Origin of the sequence: Candidatus Angelobacter sp., from assembly GCA_035643775.1 — a bacterium.
Taxonomy (GTDB): Bacteria; Bacteroidota; Bacteroidia; order Flavobacteriales; family Blattabacteriaceae; genus DASQPV01.
This window is the reverse complement of record DASQPV010000016.1, coordinates 111,702-128,498: the sequence shown is the minus strand read 5'-3', so window position 1 is coordinate 128,498 and position 16,797 is coordinate 111,702. Positions and strand designations below refer to the sequence as shown.

Below are 16,797 nucleotides of genomic sequence, written 5' to 3'. Positions count from 1 at the left end.
CTTTAATTCATAAACTAACCCTTATAAAATCTACAATTTTTAGATCAAAACTTTTCAAATACTCTCTTACTTTTATTTTTCTATCCAGAATATAAGATTGATTCAATAAAGTAACTTCAGAAAATAAGTTAATTAACTTTCCATCAATAATTCTTCTTTTTCCTGATTTTTCTTCTATAATTGGGTCTAAAGAAGAAGGATTCATAGATGCTATTTGCATTGCTATATTTTTAGATACTTCCTTTATACCCGTAAAAGCATGAGAAAAACCAACCAATGCTGCTATTCTATTTCCTGTGTGTACGTAAGAATTAACAAAAGAAGCTTGTACTTTTTGAAAATGGCTTAATACTATTTTTTCTCCGAAAAAACCAGCTTGCTCTACAATTTTTTCTTGAAATGTCAAGTTTTCTGAATAAAAACTATTCAATAACTCTTCTTTTGTTTTAACAAAGAAAGATTTCTCCACTATTTTCGTAGATAATTTAACGAAATTCTCGTTTCTAGCAACAAAATCAGTCTCACTGTTTAATGCAATAATGATTCCTAAATTATGTTCCGAATTTACCTTAGCTGTTAAGATTCCTTCGTTAGTTCCTATATGTAAACGTTCTTTAATAATCCTTTTACCTTTTTTTCTAAGTATTCCAATGGCTTTTTCTAAGTCTCCCAAAGATTCCTGAAGTGCCATTTTGCAATCCATCATTCCAGCTCCTGTGTTTTTTCTAAGCTCTTTAATTTGTGAAATTTTTACTTGATACATTTTTTTTAAAGATCAAAATCATACAGATTTTCCTCATTTTCTGTTTTTCTTAAATTAAATCCCTCCAAAATAGATTTTGAAATATAGGATGCAATTACTCTTATAGATTTAGAGGAATCATCGTTAGATGGTATAGGATAATCAACCTTTGTTGGATCAGAATTGGTATCTACCATAGCGAATACAGGTATTTTAAGCTTTTTAGCTTCTGATAAAGCTATATGTTCTTTGCAAATATCTACGATAAAAAGAGCAGAAGGTATCTGGTTAAGATTAGATATGGAACTTAGATTTCGTTTAAGTTTTTCCTGAATTCTATCTGCAAATAGTCGTTCTTTTTTTGAGAGCATATCGTAAATTCCTTCCTTTTTCTTGTTTTCCATATCATCCATATTTTTTATCGATTTTCGAATAGTTGAAAAATTCGTAAGAAGACCTGCAATCCAACGTTCCGTAACATAAGGCATATTTACTGTGCGGGCAAAATCCTCAATAACATATTTACCCTGTTTTTTCGTACATACGAATAAAATTTTTTGACCTAAAGAAGCAATAGTCCTTAAAGAATTGCAAGCTTCTTCAAGCTTTTTAATTGTCTTAGATAAATTTATCAGATGAATTCCCTTTTTTTTCATTAGAATATAAGGCTCTATTTTAGGATTCCATTTTCTAGTTAAATGGCCAAAATGAACCCCAGCCTTTAAAAACTCTTGTTGAATTTTAGCATTTTTTATTTGCATTTTCTTGTAAATTTTATTTATCTTACCGCTTGGTAAATTGAAATTTTTTTCTTGCCTTCTTTTGTCCAAATTTTTTGCGTTCTACTTTTCTGGAATCACTAGATAAAAATCCATGTGATTTTAAAATACTCCTATTTTTGGGATTGATCAAACAAAGAGCCCTAGAAAGAGCCAATCTGCATGCTTCAGCTTGCCCATTTATTCCTCCGCCAGAAACATTAATCCTAACCTCAAATTTTTCCAGTTTTTCTGTAAAATAAAAAGCTTTTAAAAGCTTCTCCAGAAAAATATAATTACTGAAATACTCTTTATAATTTCTTCCGTTAACTTTCATTTTACCCTTTCCTTCTTTTAAATACACACGGGCAATTGCACATTTTCTTCTTCCTATGGAGTGATGTAGACTCATTAATTAAATGTCTTTTAAATTCAAAATTTTAGGATATTGCGAAGCAAATTTATGTTTTTCACCTGGAAAAACAAAAAGGTTTTTCCTTAGAATTTCTCTTCCTAATTTACCTTTTGGTAGCATTCCTTTTACAGCTCTTTCTATTAAAATTTTAGAATTTCTCTCAAATATAAATTTTGCGGGTTCCGTTTTTTTTCCACCAGGATATCCTGTATAACGTATGTAACATTTTTTTTTCCATTTATTTCCACTTAAGTAAATCTTATTGGAATTAATAACCATCACACTATACCCGTTATTTAAATTTGGGGTGTAATTAGTTTTATGTTTTCCTCTAATCATTTTTATTATCTTAGATGCTAGACGCCCTAGCCTCAGTCCATTTGCATCAAGTACTACAATTTCTTTTTTAGAAATTTTACTTTCCAGAATAGTTCTAAAATTTAACGTTTTCATATTTTTAATTAAATAATATAAGTTCATATAAAAAAAAATGAGTATGAGTAAAATAATAGGCATAGATTTAGGTACGACAAATTCTTGTGTTGCAGTAATGGAAGGAAATGATCCCGTCGTTATACCAAATTCAGAAGGAAAAAGAACTACTCCTTCCATTGTAGCCTTTGTAGATGGAGGGGAAAGGAAAATCGGAGATCCAGCTAAAAGACAAGCTGTCACAAACCCTGAAAAAACTATTTTCTCCATTAAACGTTTTATGGGAAGAAAATTTTCTGAAATATCAGAGGAGGGAACCCATATTCCTTATAAATTGGTTAAAGGGGAAAATAATATTCCAAGAGTGGACATAAATGGGAGATTATATTCTCCTCAAGAAATATCAGCAATGATTCTTCAGAAAATGAAAAAGACTGCTGAAGATTATCTTGGACAAGAAATTAGTCGTGCAGTAATAACTGTTCCTGCATACTTCAATGATTCACAGCGTCAAGCAACTAAAGAAGCTGGAGAAATTTCTGGATTAAAAGTAGAAAGAATCATTAATGAACCAACTTCTGCAGCCCTAGCTTATGGATTAGATAAGAGCAAAGAAAATAAAAAAATTGCTGTATATGATCTTGGAGGAGGAACTTTTGATATATCTATTCTAGAACTTGGGGATGGTGTTTTCGAGGTTTTATCAACAAATGGAGATAGCTATTTAGGGGGAGATGACTTTGATCAAATTATAATTGATCTTCTAGCAGAGGAATTCATCTTGAATGAGGGAATAGATCTTAGAAAGGATCCGATGGCTTTACAACGATTAAAAGAGGCTGCAGAAAAAGCTAAGATTGAGCTTTCTTCGGGAGCTAAAACGGAAATAAACTTGCCGTATATAACAGCTACTGATTCAGGACCTAAGCATTTAGTAATGAGTCTTTCACGTTCTCAATTTGAACAATTATCGGAACGTTTAATTCAACGATCCATTGATCCTTGCAAAAAAGCATTAGAAAGTACTGGTTTGAGCTATCGAGATATTGACGAGGTTATTCTAGTCGGTGGATCTACACGAATTCCCAAGGTTCAAAAAGAAGTGGAGATTTTTTTTGGTAAAAAATCTTCAAAGGGAGTTAATCCGGATGAAGTAGTCGCTATTGGCGCAGCAATTCAAGGAGGAGTTCTTTCAGGTGATGTGAAAGATGTTCTTTTGTTAGATGTTACACCCCTATCATTAGGTATAGAAACACTCGGAGGAGTATTTACAAAACTAATTGAAAGCAATACTACAATTCCAACAAAAAAATCAGAAGTTTTTTCTACTGCATCAGATAATCAACCAGCTGTTACTATTCGCGTAGGACAAGGAGAACGTACACTCTTTAAAGATAATAAAGAGATAGGTCGTTTTGATTTGATAGATATTCCTCCAGCTCAAAGGGGTATTCCTCAAATTGAGGTAACTTTTGATATAGATGCTAATGGTATTTTAAACGTTTCAGCTAGAGATAAAAGTACCAACAAAAAGCAATCCATACGAATTGAAGCTTCTACAGGATTAAGTTCGGAAGAAATTGAAAGAATGAAGAAAGAAGCTGAAGATAATGCAGCTAAGGATCAAAAAACTAAAGAAGAAATTGAAAAATTAAATGCATCAGATAACTTAATCTTTCAAACTGAAAAGAATCTAAAAGAATATGGAGAAAAATTATCTAAAGAAAGTAAAGAAAAAGTGGAGAATGCATTAAAAAAGCTAAAGAAGGCTCATAAAGAGAAAAAAATTGGGGAAATAGAAGTTTCTATGAAAGAAGTTAACGATGTTTGTTCTGTTTTTTATAAGGACCTTTATAATCAGAAAAATACTGAAAACACAGAAAAGAAAACAGAACAAACCTCCAAAAACAAAAAATCAGAGGTTCAAGATGTAGACTTCGAAGAAGTAAAATAATTAATTGCACCACGTAATTAAATCACATTACGTGGTGCCCCAACTCTGGGGTCTTTTACCGAATAGTTCTTCTAAATTTTCTTTGAAAATTACTTCTTGCTCTAAAAGCCTATCTGCTAATAGATCCAATTTTTCCTTATTTTTATTAAGTATAGATTTAGCTCTTTGATACTGAGTATTTATAAGTTTTGATACTTCTTCATCTATAATTTGAGCAGTTTTTTCACTATAAGGTTTTACAAAAACATACTCAACACCATTTTGAAGACTGGAATACGAAATATTTCCAATCCGGTCGTTTAACCCAAACATAGAAACCATAGATTGGGCTTGTTTTGTTATACGCTCTAAATCATTCAAAGCTCCAGTCGAAATATCATTGAAAATATTTTCTTCGGCAGCTCTACCTCCTAAAAGAGCACATATTTCATCTTTCATTTGTTCTCTAGTAATAATTTTTCTATCATCTGGAAGATACCAAGCAGATCCCAGTGATTTACCTCTAGGAACTAGAGTAACTTTAACTAATGGAGCAGCATGTTGAAGCAACCAACTTACGACAGCATGCCCGGCCTCATGATAAGCAATTCTTTTTTTTTCATTTGTCGTAATTATTTTACCTTTTTTTTCCAGTCCCCCAATAATACGATCGATTGCATCAAGAAAATCTTGATTTTCTACACTTTCTTTGTTTTTTCTGGTAGCTATTAGAGCTGCTTCATTACAAATATTAGAAATATCAGCTCCACTAAATCCAGGAGTTTGTTGTGCTAACAAATCAATATTTATATTTTCAGAAAAAACAATCTTTTTCAGATGTACTTTAAATATTTCTTTACGTTCGTTTAGTTCTGGTAGGTCTATTATAATAGTTCTATCGAATCGACCCGGACGAAGCAAAGCTCTATCTAATATTTCCGCACAATTTGTAGCTGCTATTACTATTACGTTTGTATTTGTATCAAAACCATCCATTTCAGTAAGTAATTGATTTAGGGTATTTTCTCTTTCGTCATTAGAACCATTGATACTAGACCTTCCTCGAGCTCTACCTATTGCATCAATTTCATCAATGAAAATAATTGATGGAGATTTCATTTTCGCTCGGTCAAAAATATCCCTTACTCTTGAAGCTCCTACACCAACAAACATTTCCACAAATTCAGAACCGGCTAATGGAAAAAAAGGGACTTTTGCTTCACCTGCTACTGCCTTTGCTAATAAAGTTTTACCGGAACCAGGTGGTCCTATTAATAAAGCACCACGTGGAACTTTTCCTCCAAGTCTAGTATATTTTTGAGGATATTTTAAAAATTGAACAATTTCCTTAACTTCTTCCTTCGCACCTTCCATTCCGGCAACATCATCAAACTTAATTTTTGTATACTCAAATGAGTGTATTTTAGATTTTCCAATATTAAAAATATGTCCTCCTCCTCCTGGAATAATTCTTCTAGCTGCGAAAATACAAAGGGAAATAAATAATACAATAAAAAAGCTATAATCTAAAATAACCCTTATTATAGGCCATTCCTGATTGTTTTTGAAATCAATAATTGTATTAAGTTGATATATTCTTCTATATTCCTCGAATTTATTTTGAAAGAATTGAAGATCTCCAATTTCAAATTCATATTTTGGAAAACTTATAATGTTTTTTAGTTTTTTTGAAAAAAAACATCCATTTTTTTTATCATTAGAAATCTTCCTTTTTTTTAGGAATACATCAACTATTTCTTTACGATGAACAGTAACTTTTTCAATTTTTCCCAAAGATAGTATTTGAAAAAACTTATCCTGATCGATCCTTCTAATCTTAGAGAAGGAAGATTTGTAGTAAACAAATACTCCTATTAAAAAAAATAGGATAATTGCGTATATACAAAATATATTATTTTTAGATTTTTTTTCCATACTTTAAATTTTTTTTTTAATGAATAATCTAGAAAAAAAAAAGTAGTGTAATAAATTAAAAAATTTTTAGATTAATTTTTTTCCTAATTTTATTTTCGTCCAAAAAAATAAAATGCTTAATGAAAAATAAAAAAAATATATTAATTATATTAGCCATTATGTAATATAAGGAAAGAGCAGAAGCAGAGTTGTTTATGAATAATAACATCAAAATATATAATCCATAATATGTTATAAAGTCTGTCCTGGATATATTTGAGTAATAAGTATATACAAAAAAAACCAAAGCGGATATAAAAGTAAGGAAACTCACATGATTTCCATACACTGGTATTCTAAAAGGTAGTTCTAAAATAGAATCATAATAGGTTAAGTCTTCTACCCATAGAAAACTTTTTCCTCTTAGATTCAGAAGATTGGGAAAAAATATCAATAGAGAATAAAAAATGGTAAGTTGTAGAAAAGAAGAAATAACCCCTGAAATTGGACTAATGCCAATTTCTCTGTAAATATCCTGCTGTTTCTTTAAAGAGTTCTGATCTAATTCTGTTTGGATGATATTCATTATTAAATTGAATTTATACTGCTTGTAAATAATTGGGAAAAGAACTACCTTCATCAATAAGGTAATTAAAATAATAATTAAACCATAATTGATGGGTGCATTCTCTAAAATTTTAAAAATTGATAAGAAAAAATATTTATTTATACACTTTAATATTCCACATCCAAAAGGAATGATCTTTTCAAGATTCCCCCCTATGTGTTTCAGAAAATTAAAGTCAAGTGGACTAAAATACAACATTGCGGAAAAATTAATTTCGTTTTCTTTTGAATCTAAGGTAGATTTTATGCAAAAATATTTTAAAAAAGACTTTTTCTTTAAAGATTGGGATTCTATATGAATCTTTTTTAAAGTTTTTTTAGTAGATAAAATAGATGCGAAAAATTTTTGTTTGAAAGCAAACCAATTAGCATAGGGTAGACACTTTTTTCTATAACCCCTAAAAAAATAAATTTTTCTTTTTTTAAGTCCAAAAGAGTAGAATATTTTAGTAGATGGGTTTTCCTCATTTTCAAGGTTAAAAAGTTTTTGCCTCCAATTAATATCAACGTGCTTTATTTTACCTTTGCTTCTCATATAGAGATCTATTCCATAATGAATTTTTTTCCTAAATATATAAACATATTCAAGGACATTTGACTTAAAACTTAGCTGTAAATAGTCTCTCTCCTCTTTTAGTTTTGGGGTAAAATTCAAGTAACAAGTATTAATTGTAGATTCTTTTTTCGATAACAAACTTATGTATAAATCAAAAAGAAAACTTTTTTCCTTTGAAAGCATTAAATGCTTTTTGTCATATTTAAATTTTTTTAACTCAATACAGTAAATTTTTACCCCTATATTAGAAACTTCTATTTTCAATACATCATTTTCCAAAATTGTTTTTCTATTAATAGAAGAAGGATCTTTTTTCCAAAAAAGTTTGTAAAAAACAATTTCCCTATCCCTTTTCTTATATAGGCTCTTCTTCTTTTCCTGAAGAATAGGATTAAAATAGAGAAAAATAGTGACGATTAATCCAATAAAAATGGATCCTACAATCAAATGATCTTTTAGCATAAAACAATAATGTTAAAACATAATCTGGGCTATCCAAGAATAGGGGTACATAGAGAGTTTAAAAAAAATTGTGAAAAATATTGGGCTGGAAGTATCTGTAATAAACATTTTTTGGATTTTTCCAAAAAACTTCGTCAAAAAAATTGGGAGATACAAAAAGACGCTGGATTAGACCTTATTCCGTGTAATGATTTTAGCTTTTATGATCATGTACTAGATATGTCTTTTCTGCTCGGAGCAATTCCCCAGAGATATTTTTCATTACTATCTGAGGTCGAACCTATAGACTTATACTTTACAATGGCAAGAGGATATCAAAAAAATAAACGAGATATCTCTGCTATGGAAATGACAAAGTGGTTTGATAGCAATTATCATTACATCGTTCCGGAGTTTTCGTTTTCTCAGACTTTTTTCCTATTTTCGAAAAAAATTTTTGATGAATTCATCCAAGCTAAAAAAATTTTAGGTAAAAAAGCTAAACCAGTTTTAATTGGACCTATTTCCTATCTCCTATTAGGTAAGGAAAAACAAGATAATTTTTATAGAATTGACTTAATTTCAAGAATAATAACAGTATATATAGATGTTTTAAATAATCTTAAAAATCTTGGTGCAGAGTGGATACAATTAGATGAACCTTTTTTATCCTTTCATCTAACAGAAAAAGATAAAAAAGCTTTTCTGTATGCTTACAAAGAAATCAAAAAACACGCTCCAGAATTAAAAATTATTTTGAGTACTTATTTTGAAAGTATTGATCTAAATATAGATTTAGCATTTAATCTTTCTACAGAAGCTATTCATGTTGATTTAATCCAAAATCCTAATCAATTAGATGTAATATTAAAATTTTTTCCTAAAAATTGTTTTCTTTCACTAGGCGTAGTCGACGGAAGAAATATATGGAAGAATGATTATACGGAATCAATAAAAAAAATTAAAAAGGCAAAGGAGGTTTTAGGTGAAGAACGTTTAATGCTTGCTCCAAGTTGTTCTCTCATCCATGTTCCTATGGATTTGGATTTTGAATATAAAATTCATCCTGATCTTAAAGAAAGAATGGCTTTTGCCAAGCAAAAACTTAAAGAACTTAATGATCTTGATAGAATCATCAAAGGGGAAACCAATTTGCTTCAAATAAATAAAAAAGAAAGGTCTAAGAAATCTGCATTTATTCACAATAAAAGTGTTAAGGATCGTGTAAAGATGGAGCTAATGGAAAAGGATCTTAAACGTAAAAATTCTTTCAAAATACGGAAGAAAATTCAGAAAAAAAAACTTCTATTACCGAATTTTCCAACAACAACTATAGGATCTTTTCCTCAAACGCCTGATCTAAGAAGTCTTAGATATAAATTTAAAAATAAACTTATTTCTCAAAAAGAGTATAATGGAATCATTAAAAAGTTCATCAAAAAGTCTATAAAAATCCAAGAGGAAATTGGATTAGATGTTTTAGTACATGGAGAGTTCGAGAGAAACGATATGGTGGAATATTTTGGAGAACAACTTAATGGGGTCTTATCCACAAAAAATGGATGGGTTCAAAGTTATGGAAGTAGATGTGTTAAGCCTCCTATTATTTATGGAGATGTTAGCCGGGCTAACGATATAACTGTATATTGGTCTAGTTTTGCTAAAAGCCTAACTAGAAAGCCTATAAAAGGAATTCTAACAGGTCCGGTTACCATTATGCAATGGTCATTTGTACGAAATGATCAAAACCGATCTTTAACAGCTTTAGAGATTGCTTGGGCAATACGGGATGAAGTACAGTCTTTAGAGAGAGCTGGAATACAGATTATTCAAATTGATGAACCAGCTTTAAGGGAAGGATTACCCCTGAAAAAAGAAAAATGGGAAAATTATTTTGATTGGGCCATTCAAGCTTTTCATATTTCCTCTAACGTAGTTAAAGATGAAACGCAAATTCATACTCATATGTGTTATAGTGAATTTAACGATATATTAGAATATCTTGCTAATATGGATGTGGATGTAATTTCCATAGAAAACGCTCGTTCTCATATGGAATTATTAAAGGCTTTTTATAATTTCAAATATCCCAATGAAATTGGTCCAGGTATTTATGATATTCATTCTTCTAGAATACCTTCAATAGAGGAGATGTGTTCCTTACTTGAAAAAGCTTCTGTGGTTTTATCCTGGAAAAAAATTTGGGTTAATCCAGATTGTGGACTAAAAACCCGAAAATGGCCCGAAACAATTGAATCCCTAAAAAATATGGTAAAAGCTGCTCAAATAGCTAGGGAAAAACTAAATATGTAAAGGATTACCATTAAAAGCAGAAAGTGCTGCTTCTCGAATAACTTCAGAAAAAGTTGGGTGTGGATGAGAAATTCTATATATATCTTCAGAAGAAGCCCTAAATCCCATTGCTATTACAGCTTCCATAATTATATCTGAGGCTCTTGCCCCAATCATATGAACCCCCAGTATCTCATCTGTATCTTCAGATGCTAATATTTTCACAAATCCTTCTACATCTCCACTTGATATAGAACGTCCCAAAGCAAACATTGGGAAACTTCCTATTTTGTAGCGTATATTTTTCTTTTTTAATTGTTCTTCTGTAAATCCGACAGATGCTACTTCAGGCCATGTATAGATTACTACAGGGATAAGATTATAATTAATTTTCTGGGGTTTTTGTCCAGACAAATGTTCTATCACAAATAAAGCCTCTTCTTCAGCTTTATGAGCTAGCATTGATCCTCCTATTACATCCCCTATTGCGTAAATATTACTTACATTAGTTTGTAAATATTTATTGACTAGGATGAACCCGCTCTTATCTATTTCAATTCCAATATTTTGTAATCCCAGACCTTCTGTATAAGGTCTCCTACCAATAGCTAATAAACAATAGTCTCCATAGATTTCGAAATCTCTTTCTCCTTGTGATTTACCTTTGATAATGACTTCATTATTTTTAAACTTTGCTTCTTTAACAGAGGAAGAAAGGTTAAATTGAATCCCTATTTTTTTTAGAATTTTTTGTAGATATTTACTTATACCTTTATCCATTTTTGGAATGATACGATCAGAAGATTCAATAATGGAAACTTCACTACCCAATCTTTGATAAGCTACGCCTAATTCTAAACCTATTACTCCTCCTCCAATAATCGTTAACCGTTTAGGTACTTCAGTTAAAGAAAGAACTTGGGTAGACGAAAGGATTTTTTTTTTGTCTATTCTTAAAATAGGTAAATCAACGGGCTTAGATCCAGTAGAAATAATAGCGTTTTTAAATTTTATTTCTACAATATTATCTGATTGAGAAACAATCAAATGATTTTCTTCTTTAAAGCTACCTACTCCATTATAAATATCTATCTTATTCTTTCGAAGAAGAAACTTTAACCCCTCTAGAATTTTCTTTACTACTTTTTCCTTTCTGGAAATCATTTGATTAAAATCTAAAGTTAGAGAGTTAAAAATAATACCGTGATTTAAAAAAGTTTTTTGGGATTTATAGTAATGTTCAGAAGAGTCTAAAATAGCTTTTGATGGAATGCAACCAATATTTAAACAAGTTCCACCTAAAGTATTATATTTTTCAACAAGTGCAGTTTTAAATCCAAGTTGAGAAGCACGTATAGCTGATATATACCCGCCTGGGCCAGACCCTATAACAACGATATCATAATTCATCATATTAATTATTCAATAATTCATCATCATATTAAAATTAAATAATTATTCAATTCAATAATTCATTCATCATAATTCAGAGCCTTTTTTGAGTGATGCTATTTTCATTATTCTGCTTGACTTCCATACATACAATGCTTTAATGAAAAAATATTGAGGTATTTCAGATGCCTGTTTCAAATATTTTATTAAAAAGAAGGAGGAGAACTTTTATATAAAGTTTTCAATTTTTCTGAGGCTTCTTTCATAGAAAATACTGAATGAAAGGGGAACCCGCTTCGATTAATTATTTCCCTAGATCTTTCAAAATTAGTCCCTTTCAATCTAATAACAATAGGAATACGAATCTTATCACAAAGATACTTTGTGCAGGCAATTATGCCCCTTGCGACTAGATCGCAACGTACAATACCTCCAAATATATTAATAAGGATAACTTCAACAGATGAATCTTTCAAAATTATGCTAAAAGCATTTTCTATGCGATTTTCATCTGCTGTTCCCCCTATATCAAGAAAATTAGCCGGACTTCCACCTGAAAATTTTATCATATCCATTGTAGCCATTGCTAATCCTGCTCCATTCACCATACAAGCTACATTACCGTTTAACTTAACAAAGTTTAATCCAGCTTTTGAAGCTTCCACTTCTTCAGTATTTTCTTCTTGATTATCCCGCATAGTTTTGTAATCAGAATGACGAAATAGAGCATTTTCATCTATAACTACCTTAGCATCTACAGCTAGAATTCGATCATCATAAGTTTTAATCATTGGGTTAATTTCCAATAATGAAGCATCACTTTTAACATATGCCCTATATAAAGAAGTAATAAATTTTCCGAAAGCTTTAAACGCTTTTCCTTTTAAATGGAGATTAAAAGCAATCTTTCTTGCTTGAAAAGCTTTCATCTCTTCAGAGTCTATAATCTCTGTTTTAACCTTTTCTGGATTAGAGACACTTTCTATATCCATTCCACCTTCTGTAGAATACAAAATCATATTTTTTCCTAAGGATCGATTTAGAAAAATAGAAATATAATATTCAAGAGTTCCGGTATCATAAACATCTTCAGAAACTAAAACTTTTCGGACAAGTTTTCCTTTTTCAGAGGTTTGAGGAGTAACTAAATACATTCCTAAAATTTTCTGGGCCTTTTCTCTAACCTCTTTTAAGTTTTTTGCTAGTTTAACTCCTCCACATTTACCCCTTCCTCCTGCATGTACTTGTGCTTTAATAACATAAGATTCTAAACAGGAGAAATTTACAGAAAGCCTTTTAGCTACTTCTAAAGCCTCTTGTTCAGTAGAAGCCAAAAATGATTTCGTAGTTGAAACTCCGAAAAAATTTAGGATTTCTTTTCCTTGAAATTCGTGGACATTCATTTTTCTAGAATAATTCTAAAGATTTTTCTGGATTAGATTCCATCAAATAATTTATGGGATCTTCTATTGATTCTTTTATGGATAGGAGAAAACCTACAGCCTCTCTACCGTCAAGTAGACAATGATCATACGAAAGAGCTAAATACATTATAGGACGTATTTGGACTTTACCATTAATAACAACAGGACGTTCTGCAATTTTATGCATTCCTAAAATTGCACTCTGAGGTGGATTTATAATTGGGGTCGAAAGCATGGACCCAAAAACACCCCCATTTGTTATTGTGAAAGTTCCTCCCGTCATTTCATCAACAGAAATTACGCCCTCTTGCACCCTTCTATAAAGACGTTTTATTTCTTGTTCAATTCCCTTAAAGGTAATAAACTCAGCATTTCTCAAAACTGGAACAACTAATCCTTTCGGCCCAGAAATTGCAATACTTATGTCGCAATAATCAAAACTAATTTTATTTTCTCCATCAATCATTGCATTAACATCAGGATATAACTTCAAAGCTCTTACACAACTTTTTGTGAAAAAAGACATAAATCCTAAGTTTACCCCGTGTCTTTCTTTAAATTTTTCCTTAAATTTATTTCTCAAATAAAAAATTTGGCTCAAATCTACTTCATTAAAAGTAGTTAGAATAGCTGTATTATTTTTTACTGAAACTAATCTTTCCGAGATTTTTCTTCTAAGTTTAGAAAGCATAGAGATTTTAAACGAACGGGAAGTCTTTGTAGTAAAGCTTCCCAAAGAAATATTTGCCTTTAAAGCATCTTTTTTTAGAATTTTGCCTCCTTTAATTGGATCAATAAAAATTCCTTTTTCATATAATATTTTTTTTGCGGATGGAGCCTGTATAGCAGGAGCTACATCTGGGGCTTCTTCCAAAGTGGATGGGGCTTCTTCCAAAGTGGAATCGGTATCTATTAGCCCAATAACATCCCCTACTGATACTATATCCCCTTTTTTAGCTTTTGTGATAATTTTTCCACTATCTGGGGCTGATATTTCCAATGTTGCCTTATCTGAATCTATTTCTGCAATAATTTTTCCTTTATTAACATAACTTCCATCTTTTACGAGCCAAGATGAAATTTCTATTTCAGTTATGGATTCTCCTGGAGAAGGAGCTTTTATTTCTAAAATCATAATTTTTAATAAATTAACTATTGAAACGCTTTTTCAAGTAGAGATACATGTACTTTTAAAAAGTTTTGATAAGATCCTGTCGAAGATACAGAGCTTTCTTTAGGAGCAATTATTTCCCAAGGAAACTCTCGAAAACTTTTTATTAAATAAGACCCAGGCCCCATATTTTCTGGCTCTTCTTGTACCCATATCATTCTATTTTTACTAGGATAACGCTTTAAAATTTTTTCAATACAAGATCCTTTTAAAGGATAAAGTTGTTCCAAACGGATTAGAGCCGTATTTTCATTGAAAGTTTCTTTCCTCTTCTTAAAAAGATCGTAATAAATTTTTCCTGAACAGAATATTAAATTCCTCACTTTTTGAGGATCCACATAATCATCGTCAATAATTTCCTTAAAAAAACCATTAGCCAATTCTTCTAAAGAAGAAAAACAAAGAGAATATCTTAACATACTTTTAGGAGTAAAAATAATCAATGGTTTACGAAAGGAAAACTTCATTTGTCTTCGCAAAAGATGGAAAAAATTAGCTGGAGTACTGCAATTTGCCACTAAAATGTTTTTTCCAGAGCAAAGCTGAAGAAAACGTTCCACTCTAGCTGAAGAATGTTCCGCTCCTTGTCCTTCATAACCGTGTGGTAATAACAAAACTAATCCACTCTGGATCTTCCATTTTTCTTCGGCTGAAGAAATATATTGATCAATTATGACTTGACCAACATTACAAAAATCCCCAAATTGGGCTTCCCAAATAGTTAAAGTATTAGGAGAAGTTATAGAATATCCAAAATCAAATCCGAGAACCCCATATTCAGAAAGTGGGGAATTATAAACCTGAATTTTTCCTTGTCCATTTCTTATATAATTGAGTAAAATAAAGGGTTCTTCATCTTCCGACTTAATTAAAGAATGACGATGTGAAAAAGTTCCTCTTTCCACATCTTCCCCAGATACACGAATATGGTATCCTTCGTCAAGAAGACTCCCATATGCTAATAGTTCAGCTATTCCCCAATCAACTATTTTTTCTTTTGAAACCATTTGATATCGATGATCAAATAGTCTTTCAGTTTTTTTATAAAAATTTCTTCCACTTGGAAGTGTAAAAATTATTTTTCCAATTTCACATAATCGATCTATGCAAAATCTAGTGTCAATTTTTTCAAAAACTTTTTTGTATTTTGAAAAACTTTTCCAGGCATCGTGCATAAAAAAATCAAGTTTATTGAATTCAATTTTCTTCGATTCTTCGAAAGATTTTTCTAGAGATTTTTTGTATTTGTCTTCAACTTTTTTTATAAAATTAGAATCAATTACCCCCTCTTTTTCTAATTTTTTTCTGTAAATCTCTTTAGAGCTAATTTTTTTATCTATTATTCTATAGAGAGATTTTTGAGTGAAACGAGGCTCATCACTTTCATTATGGCCGTATTTTCTATAACCAAGTAAGTCAATAAAAACATCTTGATTATAACGCATTCTAAAATCTACGGAGAAACGAATAGCATGTATTACAGATTCCATGTCTTCAGAATTAACGTGAAGCACTGGAGAAAGCAAAACCTTAGCTATGTCCGTACAATAAATGCTTGATCTACCGTAAAAATAATTGGTAGTAAATCCAACTTGATTATTAATAACAAGATGAATAGTTCCTCCAGTTTTGTATCCTTTAAGGAAGGCCATCTGAACCACTTCGTAAACGATCCCCTGTGCAGAAATTGCTGCATCACCATGTATGATAATAGGAAGCACTTTATCATAATCTCCTGCATAATGCAGATCAATTTTTGCTCTACTAATCCCTTCTACGATAGCTCCGACAACTTCTAGATGGGAGGGATTAGGAGTAATATTTATTTGAATGGAATTACCCCTTCTACTTTTTTTTATAGTAGTTAATCCCAAATGATATTTTACATCTCCAGAAAAAGAAGAATTTTCATACTCTTTACCTGAAAATTCGCAAAAAATTTTAGAAAAATTCTTTTTGAAAAGGTTGGAAAGAACATTTAATCTTCCCCTATGTGCCATTCCAAAAACAATATTCTCTACTTTATAAAAATCAGAGGCATATTCCACTAGCTCGGACAGAGCTGGTGCTATAGATTCATTTCCTTCAATAGAAAATCTTTTATGTCCAATGAATTTAGTATGAAGAAAATCTTCGAAAATAACAGCATCACTGAGTTTTTCAAATAAAAGTTTTTTCTTTTCGAAAGAAAGTTGGGGATTATTCCCCTTGTAATTAATCCACTTTTGTATCCATTCTATTTTTTCAGTGTCTTGAATATGCATATATTCAATACCAATAGATTCGCAAAAAACGGTTTTGAGATGTTTCAAAATATTTTTTAAGGAAGTGGGGGGCAATCCAATTATCTTGGATGCTTTAAAAACTGTATCTAGATCTTCTTCAGACAAACCAAAAGAATCTAGGTCTATTTCGGGATGTTTATTTAGTAGAGGATTTTTTCTAGAAAAAAAATGGCCTCTAGTTCTAGATGCATTTATCAAATCAATAACCTTGAATTCAGCAGAAATTTCTGAGAAAAGACGATCTTTTTTTCTAATTCTAACGTAATTTTCTTGGAAAAAATCGAATCCCTGAAAAAAAGATCTCCAGCTGGGTTCTATAACATCTGGATCCTCCAGATATCTATGATAAAGCTCTTCTATATGTTCTGGATGTATAGCGTTTAAAAAGGAGTATTTTTCCATAATTTTTAAAAAA

General features: G+C 30.7%; 12 protein-coding genes. 2 read left to right on the top strand and 10 right to left on the bottom strand.

The annotated features are described in order from the left end of the window. Positions 1-7 precede the first annotated feature (7 nt). Genes tsf through rplM form a run of 4 tightly spaced genes read right to left on the bottom strand, consistent with a single transcriptional unit; the run spans position 8 to position 2,368 of the window. A complete protein-coding gene (gene tsf, locus VE128_00775) occupies positions 8-763 on the bottom strand; it encodes a translation elongation factor Ts (GenBank protein HZD84071.1) in 756 nt (251 codons plus the stop codon). Between the two features lie 5 nt (positions 764-768). Further along, positions 769-1,572: a 30S ribosomal protein S2 gene (gene rpsB, locus VE128_00770; GenBank protein HZD84070.1), complete on the bottom strand. Its 804-nt coding sequence runs from the start codon at positions 1,570-1,572 to the stop codon at positions 769-771. Next, a complete protein-coding gene (rpsI, locus tag VE128_00765) occupies positions 1,526-1,912 on the bottom strand; it encodes a 30S ribosomal protein S9 (GenBank protein ID HZD84069.1) in 387 nt (128 codons plus the stop codon). The genes rpsB and rpsI overlap by 47 nt, the downstream gene beginning before the upstream one ends. 3 nt (positions 1,913-1,915) lie before the next feature. Then, a complete protein-coding gene (gene rplM / locus VE128_00760) occupies positions 1,916-2,368 on the bottom strand; it encodes a 50S ribosomal protein L13 (protein HZD84068.1) in 453 nt (150 codons plus the stop codon). A 43-nt stretch (positions 2,369-2,411) separates the two neighbouring features. Here rplM and dnaK point away from each other — a divergent pair, with 43 nt between their 5' ends. Next, positions 2,412-4,301: a molecular chaperone DnaK gene (gene dnaK / locus VE128_00755; GenBank protein HZD84067.1), complete on the top strand. Its 1,890-nt coding sequence runs from the start codon at positions 2,412-2,414 to the stop codon at positions 4,299-4,301. A gap of 27 nt (positions 4,302-4,328) precedes the next feature. On the opposite strand, the gene ftsH is transcribed toward dnaK, so the two are convergent. Both ftsH and VE128_00745 read right to left on the bottom strand, forming a co-directional pair. Continuing rightward, complete coding sequence (ftsH, locus tag VE128_00750; protein ID HZD84066.1) at positions 4,329-6,215, bottom strand: ATP-dependent zinc metalloprotease FtsH; 1,887 nt, start codon at positions 6,213-6,215, stop codon at positions 4,329-4,331. 55 nt (positions 6,216-6,270) lie between these two features. Continuing rightward, on the bottom strand, positions 6,271-7,839 hold the full coding sequence (locus tag VE128_00745; protein HZD84065.1) for a YidC/Oxa1 family insertase periplasmic-domain containing protein: 1,569 nt from the start codon (positions 7,837-7,839) through the stop codon (positions 6,271-6,273). A gap of 9 nt (positions 7,840-7,848) precedes the next feature. Between VE128_00745 and metE the strand changes: the two genes are divergently transcribed. Continuing rightward, positions 7,849-10,131, top strand: a complete 2,283-nt coding sequence (metE, locus tag VE128_00740; protein ID HZD84064.1) for a 5-methyltetrahydropteroyltriglutamate--homocysteine S-methyltransferase — start codon at positions 7,849-7,851, stop codon at positions 10,129-10,131. Here metE and lpdA read toward each other — a convergent pair. The 4 genes from lpdA to VE128_00720 all read right to left on the bottom strand — a co-directional run bounded on the left by lpdA (position 10,120) and on the right by VE128_00720 (position 16,784). Continuing rightward, complete coding sequence (lpdA, locus tag VE128_00735) at positions 10,120-11,523, bottom strand: dihydrolipoyl dehydrogenase (GenBank protein HZD84063.1); 1,404 nt, start codon at positions 11,521-11,523, stop codon at positions 10,120-10,122. The genes metE and lpdA overlap by 12 nt on opposite strands. Positions 11,524-11,708: 185 nt before the next feature. Next, the gene (sucC, locus tag VE128_00730) at positions 11,709-12,905 is read right to left on the bottom strand and encodes an ADP-forming succinate--CoA ligase subunit beta (protein HZD84062.1); all 1,197 of its coding nucleotides are present in this window, start codon (positions 12,903-12,905) and stop codon (positions 11,709-11,711) included. 4 nt (positions 12,906-12,909) lie between these two features. Then, the gene (gene sucB, locus VE128_00725; protein ID HZD84061.1) at positions 12,910-14,061 is read right to left on the bottom strand and encodes a dihydrolipoyllysine-residue succinyltransferase; all 1,152 of its coding nucleotides are present in this window, start codon (positions 14,059-14,061) and stop codon (positions 12,910-12,912) included. A 17-nt stretch (positions 14,062-14,078) separates the two neighbouring features. Further along, positions 14,079-16,784 (bottom strand): 2-oxoglutarate dehydrogenase E1 component, encoded by a 2,706-nt coding sequence (locus VE128_00720; protein HZD84060.1) that lies wholly within the window; start codon positions 16,782-16,784, stop codon positions 14,079-14,081. Positions 16,785-16,797: the final 13 nt, after the last annotated feature.

What these genes read in the sequence shown, in the direction of transcription:
- metE (HZD84064.1), top strand. Translation starts at nt 7,849, where the DNA reads ATGTTAAAACATAATCTGGGCTATCCAAGAATAGGGGTACATAGAGAG.
- VE128_00745 (HZD84065.1), bottom strand. Translation starts at nt 7,839, where the DNA reads ATGCTAAAAGATCATTTGATTGTAGGATCCATTTTTATTGGATTAATC.
- ftsH (HZD84066.1), bottom strand. Translation starts at nt 6,215, where the DNA reads ATGGAAAAAAAATCTAAAAATAATATATTTTGTATATACGCAATTATC.
- sucC (HZD84062.1), bottom strand. Translation starts at nt 12,905, where the DNA reads ATGAATGTCCACGAATTTCAAGGAAAAGAAATCCTAAATTTTTTCGGA.
- tsf (HZD84071.1), bottom strand. Translation starts at nt 763, where the DNA reads ATGTATCAAGTAAAAATTTCACAAATTAAAGAGCTTAGAAAAAACACA.
- VE128_00720 (HZD84060.1), bottom strand. Translation starts at nt 16,784, where the DNA reads ATGGAAAAATACTCCTTTTTAAACGCTATACATCCAGAACATATAGAA.
- lpdA (HZD84063.1), bottom strand. Translation starts at nt 11,523, where the DNA reads ATGATGAATTATGATATCGTTGTTATAGGGTCTGGCCCAGGCGGGTAT.
- rpsI (HZD84069.1), bottom strand. Translation starts at nt 1,912, where the DNA reads ATGAGTCTACATCACTCCATAGGAAGAAGAAAATGTGCAATTGCCCGT.
- dnaK (HZD84067.1), top strand. Translation starts at nt 2,412, where the DNA reads ATGAGTAAAATAATAGGCATAGATTTAGGTACGACAAATTCTTGTGTT.
- rplM (HZD84068.1), bottom strand. Translation starts at nt 2,368, where the DNA reads ATGAAAACGTTAAATTTTAGAACTATTCTGGAAAGTAAAATTTCTAAA.
- sucB (HZD84061.1), bottom strand. Translation starts at nt 14,061, where the DNA reads ATGATTTTAGAAATAAAAGCTCCTTCTCCAGGAGAATCCATAACTGAA.